Raw genomic sequence first — 24,677 nt, forward strand, 5'->3', positions numbered from 1 at the left:
GGTGAGGAGGCGCGTTAGCGCCGTCTCGAACCATGGAGGCCCCGCTGCTGCATCTCGGCCTTCATCCTTCGAGACGGCCGCGATGCGGCCTCCTCAGGATGAGGGTCTTGCCTAATCGTCAAACATCCTGGGCGGCACGAACCCGCCGTACTCCCGCTCGATCAGCTCGGCCAGCCTCAAGGGCGTGCGGTCCTCCAGCCACGGGCCGACGATCTGGACTCCCACGGGGAGCCCGTCCGGCGCGAAGCCGGTCGGGATCGCGGTCGAGGGCAGGCCGGGCAGCGTCGCGATGCCGGGCCAGGCGAGCTGGTCGGTATAGACGTGCGCCTTGCCGTCGATGCTGATCCGCCGCTTCTCCTGATCCGGCGCATGGTCGTGCGGATAGGCCGGCGTCGGCATCACAGGGCAGATCACCGCGTCGAACGACTTGAACAGCTCGCGCCATTGCGCCCGCAGGCGGGTGCGGCCGTGGTTCGCCGCCTGCCAGTCGCGATGGCTGAGTGCGATGCCGCGCAGCCGTTCCGCGGCGAGGCTGTTGTCGCCCTCGGGCAGCGCTTCGGCCGCCTTCTTCGCGCCCGCGTAGACGTCCGGCGCGAAGGTCGCACCCAGGAACGACATCAGCATGCGCATGTAGAGCCGCGAGGACGCCGCGAAATCCGGCAGCAGCGGAGAGCTGCGCGCGATCGTCACGCCCGATCTGGCGAGATTGTCGGCGAGCGCGTTGATGGTGCCGCGCACGACCTTGTCGGTCGGGAGCACCGGATCGGTGTCGATGACCAGCACGCGAAAATCCTTCAGCGCGGTGTGGCGCGCCGCCGGCAGTTCGAGTCGGTAGGCCAGCCCCGCATCGATCGGATCGGGGCCGGCCATCACGTCCAGCACCAGCGAAAGGTCGGCGGCGCTGCGCGCCATCGGGCCGATCACCGAGAGGTCCCGTTCGAACGGCAAGGGCGGCAGCGGCGGCGGCGTGTGGCCGCGCATGGCGACGAGGTTGAAGGTCGGCTTGTGCGCATAGATGCCGCAATGGAACGCCGGCACGCGCAGCGAGCCGCCGATATCGGAGCCGATCGATAGCGGGCCGTAGCCCGCGGCGAGTGCCGCGGACGAGCCGCCGGAGGAACCGCCCGGCGTGCGGCCGAGATCGTAGGGGTTGTTGGTGGTGCCGTAGATGTCGTTGTAGCTCTGCCAGTCGCCGAGCCCGAGCGGCACGTTGGTCTTGCCGACGATGACGGTGCCGGCGTCCTTGACGCGCGTGACCGGCAGCGCGTCTTCCTTGGCGACGAAGTCCTTCTGCGCGGGAATGCCCCAGGTGGTCGGCAGGCCGGCGACGTTGTAGGATTCCTTCACCGTCATGGGCAGGCCGAGCAGCGGCTTGCGTTCGCCGCGGGCGAGGGCCGCATCTGCCGCGCGCGCAGCGCTCAGGGCGCGGTCAAAATCCCGCACGCAGATCGCGTTGACCTTGCCGTCGTGCCGTTCGATGCGGTCGATTGCGTCCTGCGTGAGCTCGACCGACGAGACCTTCTTCGCCGCCAGCGCGGCCGACAGCTCGACCGCGCTCTTGAAGCTCCATTCCGATTTGGCCACCGCGCTTCTCCTGTTCTTCTTGTCCAGAGATGATGCGCAGTTTGGCGCAATGCCGCAACCGGCGTTTGATGGCGATTGATATGTTCGCGGGGCCGAGTGAGACAGCAATAGCTGCGCCACGCATTCCGTCGTCGTCCCGGCGGAGGCCGGGACCCATAACCCCAGGGAGAGGTTGTGACGTGAACTGGCAACTCCGAGTCATCGCCAAACCACATCCTGTGGATATGGGTCCCGGCCCCCGTGCGCAGTGCGCACTAGGCCGGGACGACACCAGAGAATTGGGCGACAATGAAGAGCGCTCCTACGCCGCCCCGATGATGATCCCCACCGCCAGCACGATGGCGCCGCCGAGCACGATCTGGAACACGGCCTGGAGGAACGGCGTGTCCATGTAGCGCGAGCGGATGAAGGCGATCGCCCACAATTCGAAGAACACGACGACGCAGGCGATCGCGGTCGCGATCCAGAACGCATTGGGCCAGCTGTCCGGCACCAGATAGGGCGCGGTGTGGCCGAGCCCGCCGAGCGTCGTCATCGCGCCGCAGGTGACGCCGCGCAGCCAGGGCGAGCCGCGCCCCGTGAGCGAGCCGTCGTCGGACAGGGCTTCCGCAAAGCCCATGCTGATGCCGGCGCCGATCGAGGCGGCGAGGCCGACGAGAAAGGTCTGCCAGTTCTGGTGCGTGGCGAAAGCGGCCGCGAACAGCGGGGCCAGCGTGGAGACCGAGCCGTCCATCAACCCGGCAAGGCCCGGCTGCACATATTGCAGCACGAACATCCGCCGCCGCGTACGGTCTTCCTCGGCGCGCACGTCGGGCTTCAGGATCTCGTCGGTGAGCGCGGCGGCGCGGTTCTCGTGATGCTTCTCCTCCTCGGCGAGATCGCCGAGCAGGCGGCGCACGCCGACGTCCTTGGCCTGCTCGGCGGCGCGCGCGTAGAAGCGCTCGGCTTCGAGCTCCATGGTCTCGACTTCTTTGCGGATGGTGTCGAGCGGCAGGTTCTTGGTCAGCCAGATCGGGCGGCGGCGCAGGAAGCCTTTGACGTCCTCGCGGCGGATCGGCGGCAGATGCTGGCCGAAACGCTCCTCGTAGAGTTTCAGCAGCCGATGCCGGTGGCCGCGCTCTTCCTCGGCCATCTCCTCGAAGATCTTGGCCGTATCCGGATATCGCTCGCGGAGGTCTTCGGCGAAAGTCATGTAGATGCGGCTGTCCTCCTCCTCGGAGGAGATCGCGACCGCCAGCACCTCGCGCTCGGTCAGTTCGGCAAAAGTCTTCACGGCAGCCCTGTTGCATTAGTTTAGAATGATTCTAAACTATATAGGGCGCCGGGGTTCCCGGGTCAAATCAGGCGTTGCGTGCCTTTTCGAGAAAGTCGAGCAGCAACCGGCTCACCTCGGCCGGCTGCTCCTGCTGCACCCAATGGCCGGCGCCGTCGACGAGATGGCAGCCGAGCATCTTCGTGCACCCGCGCCCCTGCATCGCCTCGAACACGCCGGGCCGCTGATAGGTGCCCCAGTCCTGCTTGCCCGAGATGAAGCATGAGGGAACGTCGATGCTGCGCCCCGAGAACAGCTGCATCTCGCTGTTGAGCGTGCCCGACGTGCCGTAGCGATACCATTGCAGGCCGCCCTGGAATCCGGTGCGGCCATATTCGGCGCTGTAATAGGCAAGGTCGCTGTCCGGCAGCCATTGGTTAGCGGTGATCGCGGCGGGCGAAGGCATCTCCTTCGCCACCGTCTCGGCCATGGTCTCGCCGGCGTCCATCACATAGTAGGTCGGCAGCTTCGCCAACTCGCCCGCGGACCACGACTTCAGCGGATACGGCTTGTTGTCTGTCCAGTCCGCGCTCTTGTGATGATAATAGGCACGCAGGAAATCATGCACGCCCTGCGGCGCATGCTGCATGTCCGCGTTGGCCGGACGCGTCGCGTAGTACCATTGATAGTGCTTGCGCGGACGCGGCAGCGCGGCGAGCTCGCGATGAACGGGGTCCTCGGCCGGAGGCTTTGCAGGCGCGTCGACCGTGTTGAAGGGCAGCGGCGGCGCGCCTCCGAAAGGCGCGCTCATCAGCGTTACCGAACGAAACACGTCGGGCCGGATCAGCGCACACCACGCCGCGACCGGGCTGCCGAAATCATGCCCGGCGAGATCGACCTGCCTGTAGCCGAACGCCGACACCAGAGCGAGCGCATCGCGCACGAGGTTGAGGAGCGAGAATGGCGCGAGGTCGCCGTCATAATCGGCGGTCCATCCCGTGGTGCGGCCATAGCCGCGCTGATCCGGTGCGATCACGTGGTAGCCCGCCGCGGCGAGCGTAGGCATCACCTTGCGCCAGGAGAAGGCGAGTTCGGGAAAGCCGTGCAGCAGGAGGATGCAGGGGCGCCCCTGCGTCTCGAACCCGGCCTCCAGCACATGCATGCGCAAGCCGTTGATGCCGTCGACATGACGCGAGCGGATTCCGGCGGGCAGGGGGATGTCGGGGAGTGCAGTCATGATGTCCCTCCACACGGGCGGTCTCGTAGGGTGGGCAAAGGCGCGAAGCGCCGTGCCCACGAATCTTCGCAACGGCCCGGTAACGTGGGCACGCTTCGCTTTGCCCACCCTACGGGTGCGGTGCCTTGGTCACACCGACTCACACACGAACGCGTTGCCCTTGCGCTTGATCTTGCCGACCGAGGGCGAGGGGAAATGCGCCGTGCAGCACAGCGTGTCGGTGTCGCAATAGCGCTCGAGAAAGCCGCGGCGCGTTTTCGCGGCGGCTGCGGGATCGACGTCGAACTTGATTGACAGCTCCGGATAGAGCGTCTGCAGCGGCGAATGCATGAGGTCGCCGGAGAACACCGCGTCGTCCTTGCCGCGGCCCATCGTGAAGGCGACGTGGCCCGGCGTGTGACCCGGCGTCGGCAGGATGCGGACGTGATCGCCGATCTGATGGTCATTGCCGACGAGCTCGTGGCGCTTGGCCTCGACCACCGGCAATACGCTGTCGGCGAAGGGCGGAATCTCCGTCTTCGCATTCTCGGCGAACCAGTGGTCGTATTCCTGCTTCGCGAAGACGTAGCGCGCCTTGGGGAAGGTCGGCACCCAGCGGCCGTTCTCCAGCCGCGTGTTCCAGCCGACGTGATCGACATGCAGATGCGTGCACATCACGAAGTCGATGTCACCGACCCCAAACCCCGCGGCGTTCAGCGCGCGCAGATAGGTGTCATCGGTCTTCATGTTCCATTTCGGCCGATTGGGGCGCGGCTTGTCGTTGCCGATGCAGCTGTCGATCAAAATGGTGTGGTGCGGCGTCTTCACCACATAGGACTGGAAGCACAGCATCAGGACGTCCTGCTCGTCCAGCGCGCGTGCCTGCCGCATCCAGGCCCGGTTCTCCGCCAACACGTCCGGCGTCAGTCCCGGCAGCATCTCCAGCGCCGGGACGAACGATGTTTCCTGCTCGATGACGCGATGGATGGTGAGATCGCCGACCGCGTATTTCAGGCTCATGGTAGCTCCTGCGGTACAGCATGATCCGGAAAAGTGCTCAGCGGTTTTCCGAGAAGATCATGCTCAAAAAACAACCATAAGGCGCGACGATCATCGCGCCTTATGCCGCTGGCGGCACCGAGATCTTCACGGAGGGCCGCTCCAGCATCTTCTGATGGAAGGCGTCGAGTTTCGGATACGCCTTGCGCCAGCCGCAATCGGCGAAGCGGAAGTCGGCATAGCCGAGCACGCAAACGAGGCCGATCTGCGAGATGTCGAACGGGCCGTTCAGCACCTCCGGCATGTTCTCGAAGCGCGCCATGCCGGTCCAGGCCCTGTTCCAGTGGTCGTCCGACCAGGCCTGCCATTGCAGGCCCTGCGGCCGCACCATCTTCTCGTAACGGCACAGCAGCATGGAATCGAGCATGCCGTTGATCAGCGAGTGGTTGGTCTTGGCCTTCCAGCGCCGCGGACCGTAAGCCGGGATCAAGCTGCCGCCGGCCAGCTCGTTGAGATATTCGACGATGACGTAGGAATCCAGGATCACATCGCCGTCATTGGTGATCAGCACCGGCAGCTTCTTCAGCGGCGTGATCTTCGAATAGTCCTCGTTGGTCGTGCCCGGCGCGACGGTTGCCGGCGTCAGCTCGATCTTGTCGATCAGCCCGAGCTCGATCGCGGCGATGCGCACCTTGCGGGCGAAGGGCGAGGCGGGGGAGAAGGTGAGCTTCATGAGGCTATTCCCTGCGGTCGATCTTGAGCGAACGGTGTCTCCTTCGTCATGGCCGGGCTTGACCCGGCCATCCACGCGTTTCCACGCGGTCAGACTGTGAGACGTGGATGCCCGGGACATCTTGAGCGAAGACGCGCTCCGCGCTTTTGCCCGGGCATGACGTGGTGTGGGGGTCGCAGCCTTACGCCGCGATGATCTCCTGGCGCTGCTCGCCGAGACCCTCGATGCCGAGCGTCACGACGTCGCCGACATTGAGGAAGGTCGGCGGCTTCATGCCGAGGCCGACGCCGGGCGGGGTGCCGGTGGTGATGATGTCGCCCGGCAGCAGCGTCATGAACTGCGAGACGTAGGAGATGCACTTGGCCATCGAGAAGATCATGGTCTTGGTCGAGCCGGTCTGGCGGCGCTGGCCGTTGACGTCGAGCCACATCGACAGGTTCTGCACGTCCTTGATCTCGTCCTTGGTGGCGAGCCACGGTCCGACCGGGCCGAACGTGTCATGCGACTTGCCCTTGGTCCACTGGCCCAGGCGCTCGGTCTGGAAGTTGCGCTCGGAGACGTCGTTGCAGACGCAATAGCCGGCGACGTAGTTCAGCGCATCCGCTTCCGAGACGTATTTGGCGCGGGTGCCGATGATCGCGGCGATCTCGACTTCCCAGTCGAGCTTGGTCGAGCCGCGCGGCTTCTCGACCGCATCGTTCGGGCCGGAGAGCGAAGTGTTGGCCTTCATGAAGATGATCGGCTCGGTCGGGATCGCAGCGCCGGTTTCCTTGGCGTGGTCGCTGTAGTTGAGGCCGATGGCGACGAATTTCGAGATGCCGGTGACGGGTGCGCCGAAGCGCGGCTTGCCGGAGACGGCGGGCAGCGAGGCCGGATCGATGGCGGCCAGCTTCTTCAGGGATTCCGGCGAATAGGCTTCGCCCGTGAGGTCCTTCAGATGCGCCGACAGGTCGCGCAACTGGCCGGATTTGTCGATCAGGCCGGGCTTTTCCGCACCCTTTTCGCCATAACGAACAAGCTTCATTCTCGTTTCTCCCTGAAAGATGGACCGATCGGTTAAATAGCTTCATGGAACAGGGCGGCGGGAAATTCAACCGCTCAAAACGGGGTGCATTGCAGCCCTTCAATTTGACGGGCTGTCGTCGCCGTGTCCCGGACGCGCTGCAGCGTGAAACGCTGCTGCGCAGAGCCGGGACCCAGATTGTGGCAAGATGGGCCCCGGCTCAGCAGCGCATCACTTCGTGCTGCGCAGCGTCCGGGGCACGAGATCTAGCCCAGCGCCACAAACCGGAACGCATCCCCGTCGCGCCTAATGTGCCCGGCCGAGAAATGCCCGCCGATCACTAGCGTCGGCGTGTCGGCAAAGCGGCCGAACAGCTCGGCCCGCGTCGACGCCGACTGGGCCTGGTCCGAATCCGCGGTCGAGGACCAGTTCAGATGCGCCATCTGGCAGGGGTGGTGGGCGACGTCCCCAGTGAGCAGGCCCTGCTCGCCGTCGGATTTGATCAGGATGCTCATATGGCCGGGGCTGTGGCCCGGGGTCGGGATCATGCTGATCTCGTCGGACAGGCGGTGATCGCTAGGGATCAGATCGGCCTTGCCGGCATCGACGATCGGCTGCACGGAATCGCCGAACACGGCGGCCTTGTCCGGTTCGGTGGAATGATCGCGCCAGTGGTCGTATTCGGTGCGGCCGAAGACGTAACGCGCGTTCGGAAAGGTCGGCACCCATTTGCCGCCGGCCAGCCGCGTATTCCAGCCGACATGGTCGACATGGAGATGCGTGCACAGCACGGTGTCGATGCTGTCGGGCGCAAAGCCCGCTGCGGTCATCGTCTCCAGGAACGGCGTGGTGCGGTTATTCCAGGTCGGGACGTTGCGGCCCTGCTTGTCGTTGCCGAGGCCGGTATCGACCACGATGCGCCGGTCCGGCGTCTCCACCACCAGCGAATGGATCGACATTTTCAGCCGGCCCTCTTCGGTCGCGAAATGCGGGATCAGCCAGGGCAGCTTGCGGATTTCCTCGTTGCCCGCCAGCGGCAGGATGAAGCGGGTCGAGCCGACCGTCTCCAATTCCACGACCTTGGTGATCCTGACCTTCCCGATCTTCCACTGCATGCGGCGCGCCCCAGATTTTCTTGCTTTCACGAAAGATGCGGCCTTCCGCTTGGGAACGCAATGGATCATCTGGTGCAGTGCCGCGTTATCGGGGGAACCCGGAAAAGTCCGAGAGGGAGTCATGCCAGAGCTTGCCATTTCCGCCGACAAGGTCGCCTTCATCATCGAGAAGGCGCGCGAATTCGACGTCAAGGAAGGCGCCTCGGATCCGGATTCCGGCTCCAATGCGGCCGACGATGACGAGATCGACGTGCTGCAAGACAGTTCGTCCGATCCCGTCGCGGCCGAGCTTGCCGGCTTCATCCATGCGCTGAATGAAGACGAGCAGCTCGACCTGGTCACGCTGATGTGGCTTGGCCGCGGCGACGGCGAGGTGGAGGAGTGGGACGATCTGCGCGCCCGCGCGGCCGAGGCCCGCGCCGAGTACAAGGCGCCGCGGCGCGAGGCGGTGCAATATCTGCTGGGCGAGCCGATGCTCGGCGACCTGCTCGCCGACGGCATGGACGAGCTCGGCATCGACTGGTCCGACGAGCGGACCACGCCGGTTTCTTAGCTCCTTACCGCGCGCAGTCGACGATCACGGTGCCGAGCTTGTCGCCCTTCTCGACAGCGAGATGGGCCTGCGCGGTGTCCGACAGCGCGAACTGCGCCGCGACATTGTGGATGCGCGGCCCGGCCGCCAGCCATTTCGTGATGTCGGCCTGTGCTGCCGCAAGCAGCGCGGGCGGCAGCGCGAACAGCACCAGCGACCGCAGGTTGATGCATCTCTCCATCAGCTCGCGCATCGGGACTTCGGGCGTGCGGTTGCCGTTGGTGGCGTAGACCGCGATGGTGGAATTGAGCGCCATCAGCTTCAGCGTCGTCGCGATGTTGCCGCCGAAATCGACATCGACGACGTGGTCCACGCCGCGGCCGCCGGTGAAGGCCATCGCCCTGGCGACGACGTCTTCGTCCTTGTAGTTGATCACGAGATCGGCGCCCGCCTGCCGCGCCTGCTCGCCCTTCATCGCCGAGCTGACCGTCGCGATCACCTGCGCGCCGCCCCATTTCGCCAATTGCACGGCGTAGTGGCCGACGGCGCCGGCACCGCCAGTGACGAGCACGGTCTTGCCGACGATCGGCCCATCCGCAAACAGCGCGCACCAGGCGGTCATCGCGGGGATGCCGAGCGTTGCGCCCTGCGCGAAGGAGAGATTGTCTGGCAGCGGCGTCACCAGCTGCTCGGCGAGCGCGATGTATTCCGCCGCGGTGCCGAAGGCGCGGCCGTTGCGCTGGCCATTGAACAGCCAGACGCGGTCGCCGATCTCAAAGCGCGTCACGCCGTCGCCGATCTGGTCGACGAAGCCCGCGCCATCGCTGTTCGGGATGACGCGCGCAAACTCCATCGCGCGGTAGGAGCCGCCGCGCCGGCCGACATCGGCCGGATTGACGCCGGAGGCTTCCAGGCGAATGCGAACTTCGCCCGGGCCCGCGACCGGCGTCGCCACCTCACCATAGGTGAGGACGTCGACGGCCGGTCCCGTTTGCTCGTACCAGACCGCCCTCACAACGTGCCGGGGAACGCGCCGCCGTCGAGCAGGATGTTCTGGCCGGTGATGAAGCCGGCCTTGGCGCCGCACAGGAAGGCGCAGGCATAGCCGAACTCGTCGGGCTGGCCGAAGCGCCCCGCAGGGTTGAGCTTGGCGCGTTCGGCCAGGATCTGCTCCGGCGTCGTGCCGCGCTTGTCGGCCTCGGCCTTCGCCGTGCCGGTCAAACGGTCGGTCTCAAACGGGCCCGGCAACAGGCCGTTGATGGTGACGTTGTTGATCACCGTCTTGCGCGACAGGCCGGCGATGAAGCCGGTGAGGCCGGCGCGGGCGCCGTTGGAGAGGCCGAGGATGTCGATCGGGGCCTTCACCGCGGCCGAGGTGATGTTGACGATGCGGCCGAACTTGCGCGCCATCATGCCGTCGACGGTCGCCTTGATCAGCTCGATCGGGGTGAGCATGTTGGCGTCGATCGCCTTGATCCAGTCGTCGCGGGTCCAGTTGCGGAAATCGCCGGGCGGCGGACCGCCGGCATTGTTGATCAGGATGTCCGGCTCGGGGCAGGCCTTCAGCACGGCCTCGCGCCCTGCCGGCGTCGTGATGTCGCCGACGATCTCGGTGACCTTGACGCCCGGATAGGCTTTGCGGATTTCGTCGGCGGTCTTCTTCAGCGCTTCGGCGCCGCGCGCCGTCAGCGTGACGTCGACGCCGGCTTCGGCCAGCGAGATGGCGCAAGCGCGGCCGAGGCCCTTGCTGGATGCGCAGACGATGGCGCGGCGACCTTTGATCCCAAGATCCACTGTTTCACTCCCGAAAATAGCAGGCAGGTTTTTGGACGGCGGCTACCTTAGCCAAGAGTGACGCCGCTGATAAGGGACGGGCTCGCACCAAAATGCATGCGCGGCGGCGTTGCGATGCAAATGTGCAGGCATGATCCGGATAAAGTGCGTAGCGGTTTTCCGAAAAGGATCATGCCCAAACAAGAATCTAGAGCGCGACTACGTCGCGCTCTAGATGCGCCGCTCCTGCTTGAGGCGGTCGATCACGGACGCGGCCTCCGGCGGCAGCGACTTGAAGCCCATCTGGCCGACCGTGGAGAACAGCGGCCGCAGATGCGAACCGGCCAGGAAGGGCGGCTGGTGGTTCGCGGGCACGATCCGGTCGAACACCAGCACCAGCGTGGTCGCGACGAGGCCGACCCTGACGGCGCCGAGCGCGGCGCCGCCGAGCCGGTCGCCGATCCCGGCTTCACCGATGGTGTCGTTCAGCGCGATGCGGCCGATGTGACCGAACAGCATGCCGACGACGACGAAGATGCCGAAGAACCAGATCCAGTTCTGTAAGAGCGGCGAGTTCGGGTTGCTGGCGAGCTGCGGGGCGATCAACGGCATCAGCGCAACGGCGATGGGCGCCGCGAGGAGATAGGCGAGGATGGTCATCGCGCTGCGCAGCAGGCCGGTCCTGAAACCCAGCCAGACCGCGATGGCGAGCGCGGCATAGACGGCGAGATCGAAACTGTTCATGAGCGAAAGCCTGCCTCGATGGAACGAATGAACGCCGAACCGATCATTCCGGTTTCAGGTCGTTAAAATCGTCTGTATTGATGGCTGCAAAAGAGCAGGGTTCCGCGCCAGGAATTCGTCAGGGAAATCGCCAAGGACATCGCCATGTCAGACCTATTCGACGTCAGTAAAGAAACCATCCTCGTGACGGGCGCAAGCCAGGGGCTGGGGCGGCAATTTGCCCGGGTGCTGGCGGCGCATGGCGCGGCCGTCGCGCTCGCCGCGCGGCAGACGGAGAAACTGAAGAGCCTCGAAGAAGAAATTCGCGGCAGGGGCGGCCGCGCCGCCGCGGTCGCGCTCGACGTCACCGACACCGCCTCGATCGCGAGGGCGGTCGATGCCGCGGAAGCCGCGCTCGGTCCCGTCACGGTGCTGATCAACAATGCAGGCATCGCCATCGAGAAGCTCGCGACCGAGCAGACCGAGGCCGATTGGGATGCCGTGATCGGCGCCAATCTCAAGGGCGCCTATTTCCTCGCGACCGAAATCGCCCGCCGCATGATCGCGCGCAAGCAATCGGGCAACATCGTCAACATCGCCTCCGTGCTCGGCACGGGGGTGCTGAAGGCGGTGTCGCCCTACGCGATCTCCAAGGCCGGCATCATCCAGGCCACCAGGGCGATGGCGCTGGAGCTTGCCGGGCAGAACATCCGCATCAACGCGCTCGCGCCCGGCTATATCGACACCGAGATGAACCACGCCTTCTGGTCGACGCCGGCAGGCGAGCGCCTCGCCAAGCGCATCCCCCAGCGCCGCGTCGGCGCCGAGTCCGATCTCGACGGCGCCATCCTGCTGCTGGCCTCGCAGGCGTCGCGGTACATGACGGGGAGTATGGTGACGGTGGATGGCGGTTTCTTGTTGAATTGAGCGCGCCTTCGCCTCTCCCCGCGTGCGGGGAGAGGCCGGAATTTGCGAGAGCAAATTCCGGGTAAGGGGGAGCCTCCACGAGTCGAGGTCGTCGGCATTGTCACCACTCCGTCCGCCTCGTCATTGCGAGCGCAGCGAAGCAATCCAGCATCTGTCCCCGGAGACACTCTGGATTGCTTCGCTGCGCTCGCAATGACGGAGGAGAGGCGGCACCGGGCGTATATCCTGTACCGTCCCTGCGGAGACTCCCCCTCACCCCGCAAGCGGGGAGAGGGGGAAGAAACTACCGCATCCCCCCCTTGATCATATCCGCCGCCTTCTCCCCGATCATGATCGTCGGCGCGTTGGTGTTGCCGCCGATCAGCGTCGGCATGATCGAGGCGTCGACGATCCGCAATCCCTCCACGCCGTGCACCTTCAGCGTCGGATCGACCACCGCCATTTCATCCGTGCCCATCTTGCAAGTGCCGACGGGGTGATAGACCGTGTCGACGCGATTGCGCAGGATGGCGCGGATGTCGTCGTCCGTTGTCACGTTCGCCGTGAACATGTCCTTCTTCTGCAGCGCGCGCATCGCAGGCGTCTCCATCAGCCGTCGCGTGGTCTTGAAGCCCGCGACCATCGTCTCGAGATCTTCCGCCTCGCCCAGGAAGTTCGGATCGATCATGGGAGCGGCGAGCGGATCGGCACTTTTCAGCCAGACGCTGCCGCGGCTCTTCGGCCTGAGCAGGCAGACATGGCATGAGAAACCCGCCTCCTTGTGCTTCTTGCGGCCGTGGTCGTCGAGCATCGCGATGATGAAGTGGAGCTGGATGTCGGGTACGTCGAGGTCGGGCCTGGTTTTCAGGAAGCCGCCGCACTCGGCGAAATTGGTGGTCATCAGGCCGCGCCTCTCCTTCCGATAGCGCTGGATGGCGCGGAGCAGGGACGGCAGCCGGCCAAGCGATGCGTGAACGAAGTGCGGATAGTCGGAGGCGTAGACGAACACGAAATCCGGATGGTCCTGCAGATTGCGCCCGACGCCCGGCAAATGATGCGTGACGCCGATGCCGTGCTTGCCAAGGGCATCGCCATCGCCGATGCCCGAGAGCATCAAAAGCTGTGGCGACTGGAAGGTGCCGCCGGCAAGGATCACCTCGCGGCGCGCGCGAAGCTGCTTCGTCTGCTTGCCCTGCACATATTCGACGCCGACCGCGCGCCCTCCCTCGAACAGGATCTTCGTGGCATGTGCGCCGGTCTCGACGCGCAAATTGGCGCGCTTGTCGATGTGGGGATGCACAAAGGCCCGCGCCGCGCTCCAGCGCTCGCCCTTGTGTTGCGTCACCTGGTAGCTGCCGAGCCCTTCGTGGTCCTCCTCGTTGAAATCCTCGCGGATGCGGAACTGGGCCTCGCGCGCGGCCTGATGGAAGACGTCATGGATCGGATTGTCCGAGCGCAGCCTGTTGACATGCAGCGGCCCGCCCTTGCCGTGATATGCGCCGTCGAAATCGGAATTGTTCTCCGAGCGCTTGAAATAGGGCAGCACGTCCGCATACGACCAGCCGGCATTGCCGAGCGTGGCCCAGTGGTTGTAGTCCCATTTGTTGCCGCGGATGTAGACCATGGCGTTGATCGCCGAGGAGCCGCCGAGGCCCTTGCCGCGCGGCTGATAGCCGATGCGGCCGTTCAATCCCTTCTGCGGCACGGTGTCGAAGGCCCAGTTGGCCGCGCTGTAGGGCAAGGCGAGGCCGAACGGCGTGGTGATCCGCCAATTGTCGTTCCGTCCGCCCGCATCGAGCAGCGCCACGGATGTCGCCGCATCCTCCGACAGCCGGCCCGCGACGGTGCAGCCGCCGGAGCCCGCGCCCACGACGACGAAATCGAACGTGTCAGTCACTATTGTTTCCCCCTTGAAAGCTTCTTGTTGTGTCTCAGCTCCTCATCCTGGGGAGCGCGGAACGCGCGTCTCGAAGGATGAAGGCCCGGTCTATGGCCTCGCCCTTCGAGACGCGCGCCGCTGGCGCGCTCCTCAGGATGAGGGTCTGGATCTGCATTGCCCTGGCAGTGACGGTGTTGACGGGCTACGACATGAACCGCATCATCTTCTCCAGCCGCGCGATCTTGCCGCCATAGGGCGGATAGAGATCGGCGAGGCGGTTGAACTTCGAGCGATAGAACACCGGCTTCAGCTTGCTGAACGTGCGAAAACCCCATTCGCCGTGATAGACGCCGGTGCCGGACGCGCCGACGCCGCCCATCGGCTGGTTGATTTGCGCGAAGTGGAACAGGCAGTCGTTGACGGTGACGCCGCCGGAGATGGTGCGTGCCAGCACTGCGTCGCGCGCGGTGCGGTCCTTGCCGAACCAGTACAGCGCGAGCGGCCGGTCGCGGCGGTTGACGAAGGCGATCGCCTCGTTCGCATCGCGATAGCCCAGCACCGGCAGCACGGGGCCGAAGATCTCCTCCTGCATCGCCGCCATCGCTTCGGTGGCGCCGACGATCAGCGTCGGCGGAAATTTGCGGTGCGCCTTCCAGTTCGGATCGTCCGCCTTCGCCGGCTGCAGGATTTTGGCGCCGCGCTGGGCGGCATCCGCGACCAAGCTTTCCAGCCGCGCATAATGCCGGTCGGAGATGATGGAGGTGTAGTCCTTGTTGGCGGGATCGGCGCCGAACATGCGCCGCATCTGCGCGCGCACCTTCTCGGCGAAGGACTGCAACGCGTTTTCCGGCACCAGCACGTAATCCGGCGCGATGCAGGTCTGCCCGGCATTGAGCAGCTTGCCATAGGCGATGCGCTCGGCGGCTTCTTCGAGATCGGCGGATGCATCGACGATCGCCGGCGACTTGCCGCCGAGCTCGAGCGTGACGGGCGTCAGGTTGCGTCCCGCGGCCTCCGCGACCAGCCGTCCGACCCGGGTCGAGCCGGTGAACACGAGATGATCAAAGGGCAGGTGCGCGAAGGCTTTTGCCACGTCCTCCTCGGTGCCGGTGACCAGCATTTCGGTCGCATCGAACCGTGCGGCAATCGTCTCCTTCAGCAGCGCGGAGAAATGCGGCGCGAGCTCGCTCGGCTTGATGATGACGCGGTTGCCGGCGGCGATCGCGCCGATCGCGGGTGCGAGCGTCAGCTGCAGCGGATAATTCCAGGGCGCGATGATGCCGACCACGCCGAGCGGCTGCGGCATCAGCCGGTTGCGCGCGGGAAGGAATTGCAGCGCGGTGCCGATGCGCTGGGGCGCCATCCAGCCCTTCATGTGTTTTGTCGCGTGCCGGATCTCGCTGTAGACCATCATCGCTTCGGCGATGGTGGTCTCGACCGCCGAGCGGTGGCCGAAATCGGCCGAGATCGCCTGCCGGAAGCGTTCTTCGTTGTCGGCGACGACGCTGCGCAGCCGCGCCAGCCGGTCGAGCCGTTCGGCGCAATCAGGCGCCGGATCGGTCCGCGACCGCGCGACCATGGCGTGGAAGCCATCCTGCAGCGCCCGAATCGGGGCGCTCGTCAGGGACCGGTCCAAGGTTTGGTCCAGAGCTCGGTCCATGGCGTTACTCCCCAAAAACGGCGTTTCGCCTCTGTTTGTTGCCGCAAGCTGGCGCTTTGTGGAACTTCTGGCAAGTCTACGGCAAATCGACCGGAATCCGGTCCATCTGCCTGTCATAAAGTCGAAAAAAACGTCCCCGCGGCCCTTTCCAAAGGCAGCCTGCCTTGATACATACGCCCCGCACCCGACGGGCTTTGGCCCGGGGTTGCCTTCCAAGGAAGCCTTTGGGACGGAAGCGGAAAGCCACGCGAACAGCGCCGGCCCACCATCCACCGTCCCCGGCATTTCGACGAAGGCAAAGCAACGGTTTAACGCGGGGTGGAGCAGCCCGGTAGCTCGTCAGGCTCATAACCTGAAGGTCATAGGTTCAAATCCTATCCCCGCAACCAAATTCGGAATGACCGGTTCCGATACGAAAACGGCCCGCTAGTAGCGGGCCGTTTTTGTTTTGGGGGGCGTTGTCTGAGCCTGGTATGGCGATCCGGACTCCGGTATCGCCAAAAAAGGCGCCTGGGATGGTGGCACACTCAGCGATATCGCTGTTCAATTCCAAATGTCCGCCTCAGCCAGGAAGGATACCCGGTTGGGTGCGTGTCCCCGCAATGCGCATGATAGCCTGTCGTCGACGCTGCAGCATCTTCATGAAGCGAGCCATCCAATGACCGAGATCGAACTCGTCAATGTGTTCACGCACATGGGGCGTGGAGGCAACCCTTGTCCAATCGTCGTCGACGCTTCGAACCTTACTGCTGAGGGAATGCAGTCGGTGGCCCGGCAGTTTGGGCATGAGTCGGGCTTCGTCCTGCCGGCTCCCGGGCACGACTCCGACTATGTCTTCCGCTTCTGGGTTCCGCGACACGAGATGGAGATGTGCGGTCACGCAACGATCGGCGCGCTCTGGCTGCTCGCGACGAAGGGCCTCTTGTCCGGTGAACAGGTTCGCATCGAGACACGCAGCGGCGCGGTGACGGGTTACGTCGATCGGGAAAACTCGCGCGAGCCGTCCGTCGAGATCAGCCAGCCCGTCGGCAAGGTGGTCGATCTGACCCGTGCCGAGGAGGAGGATGTCCTGTCAGTGCTCAAGCTGTCGCGCCGCGATTTGCTTGACCTGCCCGTGCAGAACGCCGTCACCTCCCGGGTGAAGACGCTCATCCCGATGAAGGGGGAGCGCGAGCTCAACGCGCTGGTGCCGGACCCCGCGCAGATCGAAGCGTGCTGCGGGCGGATCGGGTCCACCGGACTTTATCCCTACGCTGTGGTTCATCAGGGCGAACGGCGCTTCGAGGCGCGGCAGTTTCCGAAATCGTCAGGCTACCCGGAGGACGCTGCCACCGGCATCGCCGCCGCGGCGCTCGCGTTCGGACTGCTGAAGAATGCTCTCGTCGAACGCAACAGCGAGCGGATCACCATCACGCAGGGGCGGGCTATGGGGGCCTCGTCCGAGATCCGGGTGCGTCTCGGCTTCGCCGACAGCAGGCCTGTCGGCTGCCTGCTCGGAGGCTCCGTCGCGCGCGCAGAATCGCATGTCTTGCAGCTCTGAGCGAACAGGGAGGGCGGACTCCACCGCCCGCCGTCTGCCGCTTAAAACTCCCTAATCACCTTCGACGAACTCGGCAAAATTCCTCGGTGTTGCCGAGTGCGCGCCGTTGGCGAAGAGTCACCGCCCCTCGTACACGGGGCGACGCTTTTGGGCCTGGGCATCACGCCCTTCCTGGAAATCCCTTGTCATATACAGCGCACGATATTGCTCGTCGAGCTTGGCCAACGCCGCCTGCGAATCGTCAAGCGCTATATGGGAGGAGGCCAGCGACGTCTTGATTCCGAGCGGCGCGCATGCGGCGATCTTGTTGGCGATCTCGACGGCCTTTGCGAGGGCTGCATCCCGGTTTGGCGCCACGTCCTGAACCGTTCCCATCCGGAGCGCTTCCCTCGCATCCCAATGGTCGCCCGTCAGAATGAAGCGCATGGCATTTCCCCATCCGGCCTCTCGGGGGAAACGAACCGTTGAGCCGCCTCCGGGAAAGCGACCGTGCGTGTTCTCGTCCTGACCGAACTCCGTGTCTTCCGACGCTATGCGGATGTCCGCGACAAGGAAAAGCTCGTGCGCCATATTCCAGGTATCGCCATGCACGGCGATGACCAGAGGCTTGGTGAGCGCTGGCTTCGTTCGCCCGAGTGGGTCGATGAAGCCCGGCCCCTCCATCAGCGTCTTTCCCGATTGAGCGAACGCCTTGTAGGCATCGACATCGACACCTCTGGAGAAGCGGTCGCCGTGGCCGAACAGGACCGCCGCACGGAGCGAAGGATCTCGATCGTAGTCGTAGTATGCTCTCGCCAGGCTCTCTGTCGCGTCCGGATCCAGCCGGTTGTCGATGTAGGGCCTGTTGATGCCGATCAGGACGATCTGGCCCTTGCGCTCGATGGTGATCTTCGTCTGCGGACCGTAGGGAATGTCGGCCATGCGCGTGGACTGCGCGGTCTCGCCGGCTTGCGATGTCATCGACCGTCTCCGGAATTTTGGGCCTGCAGCGCGGCCGGCCCGAAAACAAACGCCAACGTATCAGCGCGTCGTCGAGCGTATTCCGGGATGGAGCGTCCATTGTGCAAACGCACGGTTGCCGGGGTTCGCCCCCATGCGCATGTTCCAAGTCGCGTGGACAGGCAATCGGGGGCCGCCCTCAAAACTCCTTGATCACCTTCCCGTCCGCTCCCACCAGCGTCGACGGCGCTTCGCCGAACACCAGCCCCTCCGGCTGAAACTTGATCGTCCTGCCGCCCTCGACGAACTCGGCAAAATTCCTCGGCGTCGCCGAGTGCACGCCGTTGGCCAGGAAGTCGTCGATCTCGTAGCAGGTGTCGGGCTTGCCGCCGGAGCCTTCGCCCAAATATTTCTGGAAGTTCTGGCTCGTCACCTTGGCCTTCTTGCGCGCCGACCAGTTGGTGTAGCGGCGGAACAGCTTCGGCATGAGCACCGGGCCCTTGTCGGTCGCGAGCACGCCGGTCTCGCCCACCTTGGGTTCGCGCAGGTCGAAGTCGAAGGCGCCGATGGTCTTGGCGAGGTGCTTCCAGACCAGCAGCTTCTTGGCGCGCGCAGTCTTGGTCAGCGCGAGGAACGCCCTGATCTCGTCCTCGTTCATCGAGGAGTAGAACGTCGGATAGGCAAGGCCCTGCGCGACCAGCCAGTGGTTGATGTCGACCTTTTCGCCGCCGGCCGTCACCTCGATGTCGCCGACCAGCCGCCCATAGGTGTCGAACACCTCGTTCGGCGCATCGACATGGGTGAACACCCGGCAGGCCAGCGTGGCTCCGCTGCTGCCGAGGAAATCATGCAGCGCCTTGGTCGCGGTGGCGCCGAGGAATTGCCGGTAGGAATGGGTGACCTCGTGGTAGGCCTGCTTCTTCGCGTCGGTCAGCCCCTTCTTCTCGGCGGCCGACAGCGGCGACGGCATGTAGTGCAGCTCCGGCGCGTCGATGCCCTGCAGCCGGACGATGAGCTTGCCGTTCTTGATCGGAGGCGTCGAGGTGCGGCCCTTGACCCTGGCATTGTCGAAGACGCGGGTCGGATGGAACGGCGCGGTGTCGTTCTTGCGGAAACGGATCGCGTCGGGCGCGACGGTCACCACCACTTTCGTGGTGTCGGCGTCCGAACGCCCCGCCGGCCAGAACTGGCCGACATCGATGGTGCCTTCGACCTCCAGCAGTCCCACGGGCATCGGCCGCTCCTGTCCAACGGGCGCGACGGCCGCCGTCGAATGAGGCGAGGCACGCGCACACGGAAAGGCAGCGGATCATCTTCGTGCGACAGGCCCGTGACGGCGGGTGGGCCGGGGGCGACACGCTAGCGGCCGGCGCAGACAAAACGCCCGCGCGGCGGGAGCGCGCGGGCGTCGATGATTCGTTCAACGAAGCAGAATGTTTCTAATCAGGACCGGTGCGGGCAGACCATCGTCAGATTGAGCAGCGTCGGCTTGTCCGAGCCCTTCTTGTACTCCCATTCCAGCCGGATCTCGTGCCGGTAGGCCAGGGCATCGCTCGCCGCGTGGGTGATGATCTTCGTCTTCATCGGGATCGGCGGCTCGGAGTTGAAGCATTTCCGGACGCAAGCATCGAGCAGGTCGCACCGGGTCAGCGGGATGACGCCGGGCTCGTCTTTGGACAGCGGGACCGTGTTCGGCTGGGTGCTGAGATCGACGCGGGCCCGGCCCTTTTCCTTGTGCCAGTACTTGGCGCTGCCCTGCGGCCATGTCGAAGGCGGGTTCAGGATCAAATGGTACTGGCCGTATTCCAGGGTCGGCAGGTCGATGTCGTCAGATGCCTTGAGCTTGGCGACGCTCTTTTTCATGTTCGCCAAGGGATAGTAATTGGCGTTCATCAAGTCTCGAAATGCCTTGCCGCTATATACAAGTCCGGCCATCGCCTCTTTCCCCGATATGTCTGTTTGTCAAAACCTGACGCTGGCTGCCGAAATGTGCAGCACGCCGCGACCGATCACACAATTTGTTGTGTGCAGTCACGCTACCACCCAGGACTGCACTTCGTCCAGCGAGCTACCATCCGGTAACATCGCGTATCCCGCAAGCCCAATTGCCATGCATTCCCCTATGGGTAATGTACGCCAAACGCCTCGCGGGCGTTGGAGCGGGACTGCCGAGGGCAGTTCGTTGAAGGCACTGGAATGCATTGCTTCGCGTGTCAGTCGGCGATTGGTCCAGGCGACAGCTGGTGCTCCAAATGCGGGGCGGCGGTCCGCGAGCGCGTTGAGCCCGACAGCGAACGGCGGTTCGTGACGATACTGCGGGCCGACGTCGTCGATTCCACGGGACTGGTCGCCGAATTGGAGCCCGAGGCGGCGGTCTCGCGCCTTGAACCCGCTCTTGCCGCGATGCGGGGCGCGGTGCGCCAGTTCGGCGGCATCGTCAGCAAGGAATTGGGCGACGGCCTGGCCGCCGTATTCGGCGCGCCGATCGCCGACGACAACCACGCGCCGCTGGCCTGCCACGCCGCCATCGAGCTGGTCCGGCGCGTCGGCAGCCTGGGCGATCCCGGACTTCAGGTCCGGGTCGGCCTGCACTCCGGCCATGTGGTGGCCTACATGGTCGCCAGCGAATTTTCCAAGGTCTACGAGATCGGCGGCGCCGCTCAGCATCTGGCCGCGCGGCTGGAGGCGGCGGCCGAGGCGAACCAGATCTACGTCTCCCAAGCCTGCCAGGAGCTCGCGGACGGGCATGTCCGTTTTGAATCCCTGGGCCGCAGGACGCTGCGTGGCTTCGGCGAGCCGCTGCCCGTGTACCGCGTCATGGGCGCAAGCGATCTCTCGAGCTGGCGGGTCAGGCGTGCGCGCAGCGTGTCCCGATTCGTCGACCGCACGACGGAGCGGGCGCTGCTATGGCGTACGACGGAGCGGGTCGCTGCCGGCCGGCGGACGGTCCTGCTGATGGGGGACGCCGGCATCGGCAAGTCGCGCCTTGCGCATGAATTCGCGCAGGACCTCCGGGCCGGGGGCTGGCGGCTGATCGACGCCGAGTGCAGCCCGAATCTGCAGGGCGCACCGTACAGCGCGCTGAAGCGTCTGCTGCTCTCGGTGCTCGGTGGCACTGCGCGCGATCCGGCCAGGACGGACGATCCCAGAAATTCATTGCCCGTGGTGCAGCAGCGGGCCGTCGACGCGGTGCTGGACCTGCCGATCTCCGATCCGCAATGGGACGAGCTGGAGCCGCACGCCCGCCGCCGCGCAATCTCGGATGCGAGCTGCGCCATCGTCGAGAGTGTCGCTCGTCGCCAGCGCACCATCCTCCTGGTCGAGGACGTGCACTGGATCGACCGCGCCAGCGATACGGTGGTCGCCACCCTGTCGGCTCTGCAATGTCCTGATTTGCTGGTGTTGTTGACGACGCGGCCCAGCGGAATGCCGGTGTGGATCGCGCGCTGTCAGGCGGAAATCGTGGCGATGCGGCCTCTCGACGACGATTCGGGGCTGGCCATGCTGACGGAGATGCTCGGCCCCGACACCGCCAACACGGACCTGAAGAACCGGATCATCTCTCACACCGCCAACGTGCCGCTGTTCATCGAGGAAGTCTGCCGCAGCCTGAAGGACAGCGGCATGCTGCTCGGCCAGTGGGGCGACCTGTCCCTCGCGCGTCCCGTCGACGAGCTCGGCATCCCCAGCAGCATCCAGGGTGTGATCGCGGCGCGGCTGGATCGCGTGTCGCGACAGGAACGATCGCTGCTCCAGATCGCCGCGGCGCTCGGGCCCCGGGCAAACCAGGCCATGTTGCGGAAGGTCGCGGCCTTGCCGGAAGACGTTCTGCAGGAGTGCCTCACCGCGCTCGACCGGGCAGAGCTGCTGGTCAGGATCGACAGCGAGTTGGAGGACTCGCTTGAATTCCGGCACGAGATGGTCCGGCAGGTGACCTACGATTCGATGGTCGAGAAAGTGCGCGAAGGCATCCATGCCAGCATTCTCGCTGCTCTCGAGGCCGACGAAGCATGGGCCGACGGTCCCGACACGCTGTGCTATCACGCGACGCGGGCCAAGGATTGGCAGAAGGCATTCGACCATGGCCGGAGCGCTGCGCGAAAATGCCTGCTGAGCTCGGCCTATGCCGACGCGGTCGATTATTTCGAGATCGCGATGGGCGCGCTCGACAAGACCCCGATGACGCCCGCGCGGGAGGCGGCCGCCATTGACGTCCGGATGGAAGCGCGCCTGGCCTTCTCGGGCTCGGGGCGCGTCGCCGAAGCCATGGATCTCGGCAGCGAGGCCGAACGGCGGGCCGATGCGATCAACGACATCGGACGCAAGATCGCGGCCATGACGGTGCGGGCGGGTGCGCAGAACTTCTATGGAACGCCGCTCGAAGCCGTCGCGATCGGCGAAGACGTCGTGCATCTGGCAGAAAGCTCGGGCAATCCCGGCTGGCGCAATCTCGCGCAATATGGACTTGGACAGGCGTATTTTCTGGCCGGCCGCTACCGGGAGGCCGAGAAGATGCTGGCCACGGCCCGCGCCCATCTCGCGGGCTCGGCGCCAAGTGCCCCGATCGGCACGACGCCGCGATCGCTGCTCCTGCTTTGCTGCATGATGGACAGCATCGCCCTCACCGTCACGGGCGAGCTCGATCTCGCCGAGCGGCTCCAGCAGCAGGCCGTCGCGATCGCGGAAGAGACCGGCCGTCCCTATGATCGCGTCGCCGCGGCCTACAGCGGCGGTTGGCTCAAGCTCGGTCGCAACGATCCGGCGGCGGCCGCCGCCATCCTCGAAGACGGCTTCGTCCTGACGCAGAAGCACGGCATCCGGCTGTTCGTGCCGGTGCTGGCCTGCCATCTCGGCATTGCCTATCTCGAGCAAGGGCTGTTCGAGCGGGCGCGCGGCATGCTGACCGAGGCGCGCGAGGAGGCCAAGGCGGTCGGCTATACCTCGGCGGTGCTGCGCAGCTCGATCTATCTTGCGCTCGCAACCCACCGTCTCGGCGATGTCCAGGCCGCGCAGAACATGCTGCGCGAGGCCCGCAACACGGCGCGGCAGCAGGGGTTTTCAGGTCTCGAGGCCGAGGCGCTGTTCGGCGAGGCCGTGGCGACGCCGGCTTCGGGCGAGGACAACAAGGCCGCGATCCTCGCCGCCCTGCGCGCCAGTATCGCGATCGCCTCCGACAGCGGCGCACTGCCGCTCCAGCACAAGGCCGCGGCGATGCTGAACGAGGTGCTGGCCAGCGGAGGCGAGCTCACCTGATCCTTCCGTCAATCCGCGCTTCGTGCCGAAGGTCAGGCTGCGGCTTTTCGCCCGACGAGCCTTTCTGATTTGCTAGATAGAACAATGGCTTAGTTTTTCGCTTCTACTGTGCGTGGGGTTGTTTTCGCAGTTGTGTCGCAGCGGCCCCGTTTCGGCACGGCGCAGCGGCGGACGGTGCCGTCGCAGACATGAAGGCACTTGCGCGGGTACAGCAGTCGGCTACGCTCGGCGGGCAGCTGGCCATGGGGCCAGGTGACTTTTGATCTTTATTTTTTAGCATTCCATTTTACCGGCGCCGCCATGGCGCGACGCCCACCCGATGAGGCGGGGCCATGATCACACGAGACCAGTCGGCACTCCTGGCACCGGTCGAGCGCGACCTGCGGCTCGATCTCTTCCGCGGCATCGGGCTGTGGATGATCTTCCTCGACCACATCCCGCACGACGTCGTGGCCTGGCTGACGCTGCGCAACTACGGCTTCAGCGACGCCGCCGAGTTCTTCGTCTTCATCTCCGGCTACCTCGTCGGCTGGATCTACGGGCCGATCGTCGCGGGCGGCTGGTTTCTCGCCGCGCTCAAGCGGCTGTGGCGGCGGGCGGCCGAGATGTACGTCGCCCACATCATGCTGTTCCTGCTGTTCACCGCGCAGATCGCGCGCACCGCGCGCCGCTTCGACAATCCGATGTACGAGCACGAGTTCAACGTGTTCAACTTCCTGTCGCATCCGGACGAGCTGATCGGGCAGGCGATCGTGCTGAAGTACAAGCCGGTCAATCTCGACGTGCTGCCGCTCTACATCACGCTGGTGTTCGCCTCGCCCTTCATCGTGTGGTGCCTGGTGCGCCGGCCGAACCTGACGCTTGCCGGCTCCGTCGTGCTCTACGCGCTGTCGCGCTGGTTCGACTGGAACGTGGCGTCCTATCCGCCTGGCACCCACTGGTACTTCAACCCGTTCTGCTGGCAGCTGATGTTCGTGTTCGCGGCCTGGTGCGGCATCGGCCAGATCGAGACGATCGCGAAATGGATATGGTCGCGGACGGTCATGACGCTCGCGGCGGCGTGGCTGGCTTTCGCGCTGCTGATCGTGATGACCTGGCACGTCCCGGCGCTCGAGGCGATGATCCCGAAATGGATGATCAAGGCGATCTACCCGATCGACAAGACCGATCTCGACATGCTGCGCTTCACGCATTTCATGGCGCTGGCGATCTGGGTGACGTATTTCATCTCGCGCAAATGGCGGGCGCTGCATGCGGCCTGGCTGCGCCCGGTGATCGTCTGCGGCCAGCATTCGCTGCCGATCTTCTGCCTCGGCGTATTCCTGTCGTTCTCGGCGCACTGGATCCTGACGCAGTACAGCAAGGGCTTCTGGGAGCAGCTCGCCGTCTCCGTCGTCGGCATCGCGATCATGATCGGCGCCGCCTGGCTGCTCGGGCGGGCCGAGCGCGTGCCGAACCTGTTCGTGAAGGTGACGGAGGTCGAGGAGGCCGATCCCGTCCTGGAACGCGCGCCGGCCGCGACCGCCAACGTCGCCCCGGCGGGGCATTGAAAGATCGCCGGCCCTGCATC

At 65.3% G+C, this 24,677-nt stretch carries 20 protein-coding genes and 1 tRNA gene; 6 read left to right on the top strand and 15 right to left on the bottom strand.

The window, feature by feature from the left end; translation table 11 throughout:
• Nucleotides 1-111: 111 nt before the first annotated feature.
• The 7 genes from A7X65_RS17080 to A7X65_RS17110 all read right to left on the bottom strand — a co-directional run bounded on the left by A7X65_RS17080 (nt 112) and on the right by A7X65_RS17110 (nt 7,902).
• On the bottom strand, nt 112-1,584 hold the full coding sequence (locus tag A7X65_RS17080) for an amidase (protein ID WP_063686695.1): 1,473 nt from the start codon (nt 1,582-1,584) through the stop codon (nt 112-114).
• A gap of 301 nt (nt 1,585-1,885) precedes the next feature.
• Complete coding sequence (gene mbfA, locus A7X65_RS17085; protein ID WP_063686697.1) at nt 1,886-2,857, bottom strand: iron exporter MbfA; 972 nt, start codon at nt 2,855-2,857, stop codon at nt 1,886-1,888.
• 67 nt (nt 2,858-2,924) lie between these two features.
• Entirely contained in the window at nt 2,925-4,073 is a 1,149-nt protein-coding gene (locus A7X65_RS17090; protein ID WP_063686699.1) for an alpha/beta hydrolase, read from the bottom strand.
• Nucleotides 4,074-4,202: 129 nt separating this feature from the next.
• Entirely contained in the window at nt 4,203-5,072 is an 870-nt protein-coding gene (locus A7X65_RS17095; RefSeq protein ID WP_063686701.1) for an MBL fold metallo-hydrolase, read from the bottom strand.
• Nucleotides 5,073-5,172: 100 nt separating this feature from the next.
• Nucleotides 5,173-5,784, bottom strand: a complete 612-nt coding sequence (locus A7X65_RS17100; protein WP_063686702.1) for a glutathione S-transferase family protein — start codon at nt 5,782-5,784, stop codon at nt 5,173-5,175.
• 181 nt (nt 5,785-5,965) lie between these two features.
• On the bottom strand, nt 5,966-6,808 hold the full coding sequence (locus A7X65_RS17105) for a fumarylacetoacetate hydrolase family protein (RefSeq protein WP_063686704.1): 843 nt from the start codon (nt 6,806-6,808) through the stop codon (nt 5,966-5,968).
• A 245-nt stretch (nt 6,809-7,053) separates the two neighbouring features.
• A complete protein-coding gene (locus A7X65_RS17110; protein ID WP_063686706.1) occupies nt 7,054-7,902 on the bottom strand; it encodes an MBL fold metallo-hydrolase in 849 nt (282 codons plus the stop codon).
• A gap of 121 nt (nt 7,903-8,023) precedes the next feature.
• On the opposite strand from A7X65_RS17110, the gene A7X65_RS17115 reads away from it, so the two are divergent.
• On the top strand, nt 8,024-8,455 hold the full coding sequence (locus A7X65_RS17115; protein ID WP_063686708.1) for a DUF3775 domain-containing protein: 432 nt from the start codon (nt 8,024-8,026) through the stop codon (nt 8,453-8,455).
• Between the two features lie 4 nt (nt 8,456-8,459).
• On the opposite strand, the gene A7X65_RS17120 is transcribed toward A7X65_RS17115, so the two are convergent.
• The 3 genes from A7X65_RS17120 to A7X65_RS17130 all read right to left on the bottom strand — a co-directional run bounded on the left by A7X65_RS17120 (nt 8,460) and on the right by A7X65_RS17130 (nt 10,951).
• Complete coding sequence (locus tag A7X65_RS17120) at nt 8,460-9,449, bottom strand: NADPH:quinone reductase (protein WP_063686710.1); 990 nt, start codon at nt 9,447-9,449, stop codon at nt 8,460-8,462.
• Nucleotides 9,446-10,228 carry an SDR family oxidoreductase gene (locus tag A7X65_RS17125; protein ID WP_063686725.1) on the bottom strand — a complete coding sequence of 261 codons (783 nt, stop codon included), beginning with the start codon at nt 10,226-10,228 and terminating at the stop codon, nt 9,446-9,448. Before A7X65_RS17125 ends, A7X65_RS17120 begins: the two co-directional genes overlap by 4 nt.
• Before the next feature lie 210 nt (nt 10,229-10,438).
• The gene (locus A7X65_RS17130; protein WP_063686727.1) at nt 10,439-10,951 is read right to left on the bottom strand and encodes a CvpA family protein; all 513 of its coding nucleotides are present in this window, start codon (nt 10,949-10,951) and stop codon (nt 10,439-10,441) included.
• A 144-nt stretch (nt 10,952-11,095) separates the two neighbouring features.
• Here A7X65_RS17130 and A7X65_RS17135 point away from each other — a divergent pair, with 144 nt between their 5' ends.
• Complete coding sequence (locus A7X65_RS17135; RefSeq protein WP_063686729.1) at nt 11,096-11,857, top strand: SDR family oxidoreductase; 762 nt, start codon at nt 11,096-11,098, stop codon at nt 11,855-11,857.
• 283 nt (nt 11,858-12,140) lie between these two features.
• Here A7X65_RS17135 and A7X65_RS17140 read toward each other — a convergent pair whose 3' ends face one another.
• Together A7X65_RS17140 and A7X65_RS17145 are read right to left on the bottom strand one after the other, a co-directional pair.
• A complete protein-coding gene (locus A7X65_RS17140; RefSeq protein WP_063686731.1) occupies nt 12,141-13,733 on the bottom strand; it encodes a GMC family oxidoreductase in 1,593 nt (530 codons plus the stop codon).
• Nucleotides 13,734-13,917: 184 nt separating this feature from the next.
• Complete coding sequence (locus A7X65_RS17145; RefSeq protein WP_063686733.1) at nt 13,918-15,375, bottom strand: coniferyl aldehyde dehydrogenase; 1,458 nt, start codon at nt 15,373-15,375, stop codon at nt 13,918-13,920.
• A gap of 312 nt (nt 15,376-15,687) precedes the next feature.
• On the opposite strand from A7X65_RS17145, the gene A7X65_RS17150 reads away from it, so the two are divergent.
• Nucleotides 15,688-15,764: transfer RNA gene (locus tag A7X65_RS17150), tRNA-Met, on the top strand.
• 269 nt (nt 15,765-16,033) lie between these two features.
• Entirely contained in the window at nt 16,034-16,915 is an 882-nt protein-coding gene (locus tag A7X65_RS17155) for a PhzF family phenazine biosynthesis protein (protein WP_063686735.1), read from the top strand.
• Nucleotides 16,916-17,032: 117 nt separating this feature from the next.
• Here A7X65_RS17155 and A7X65_RS17160 read toward each other — a convergent pair whose 3' ends face one another.
• From A7X65_RS17160 to A7X65_RS17170, 3 genes are all read right to left on the bottom strand, one after another.
• Nucleotides 17,033-17,875 carry an enoyl-CoA hydratase-related protein gene (locus A7X65_RS17160; RefSeq protein ID WP_245323578.1) on the bottom strand — a complete coding sequence of 281 codons (843 nt, stop codon included), beginning with the start codon at nt 17,873-17,875 and terminating at the stop codon, nt 17,033-17,035.
• A gap of 178 nt (nt 17,876-18,053) precedes the next feature.
• Nucleotides 18,054-19,088 carry a thermonuclease family protein gene (locus A7X65_RS17165; RefSeq protein WP_063686737.1) on the bottom strand — a complete coding sequence of 345 codons (1,035 nt, stop codon included), beginning with the start codon at nt 19,086-19,088 and terminating at the stop codon, nt 18,054-18,056.
• A gap of 209 nt (nt 19,089-19,297) precedes the next feature.
• Nucleotides 19,298-19,789 carry a hypothetical protein gene (locus A7X65_RS17170; RefSeq protein WP_063686739.1) on the bottom strand — a complete coding sequence of 164 codons (492 nt, stop codon included), beginning with the start codon at nt 19,787-19,789 and terminating at the stop codon, nt 19,298-19,300.
• A 261-nt stretch (nt 19,790-20,050) separates the two neighbouring features.
• On the opposite strand from A7X65_RS17170, the gene A7X65_RS17175 reads away from it, so the two are divergent.
• Both A7X65_RS17175 and A7X65_RS17180 read left to right on the top strand, forming a co-directional pair.
• A complete protein-coding gene (locus A7X65_RS17175; protein ID WP_063686741.1) occupies nt 20,051-23,107 on the top strand; it encodes an ATP-binding protein in 3,057 nt (1,018 codons plus the stop codon).
• Nucleotides 23,108-23,439: 332 nt separating this feature from the next.
• Complete coding sequence (locus A7X65_RS17180; RefSeq protein ID WP_063686743.1) at nt 23,440-24,657, top strand: OpgC domain-containing protein; 1,218 nt, start codon at nt 23,440-23,442, stop codon at nt 24,655-24,657.
• Nucleotides 24,658-24,677 lie beyond the last annotated feature (20 nt).

Origin of the sequence: Bradyrhizobium stylosanthis (assembly GCF_001641335.1) — a bacterium.
Classification (GTDB): Bacteria; Pseudomonadota; Alphaproteobacteria; order Rhizobiales; family Xanthobacteraceae; genus Bradyrhizobium; species Bradyrhizobium stylosanthis.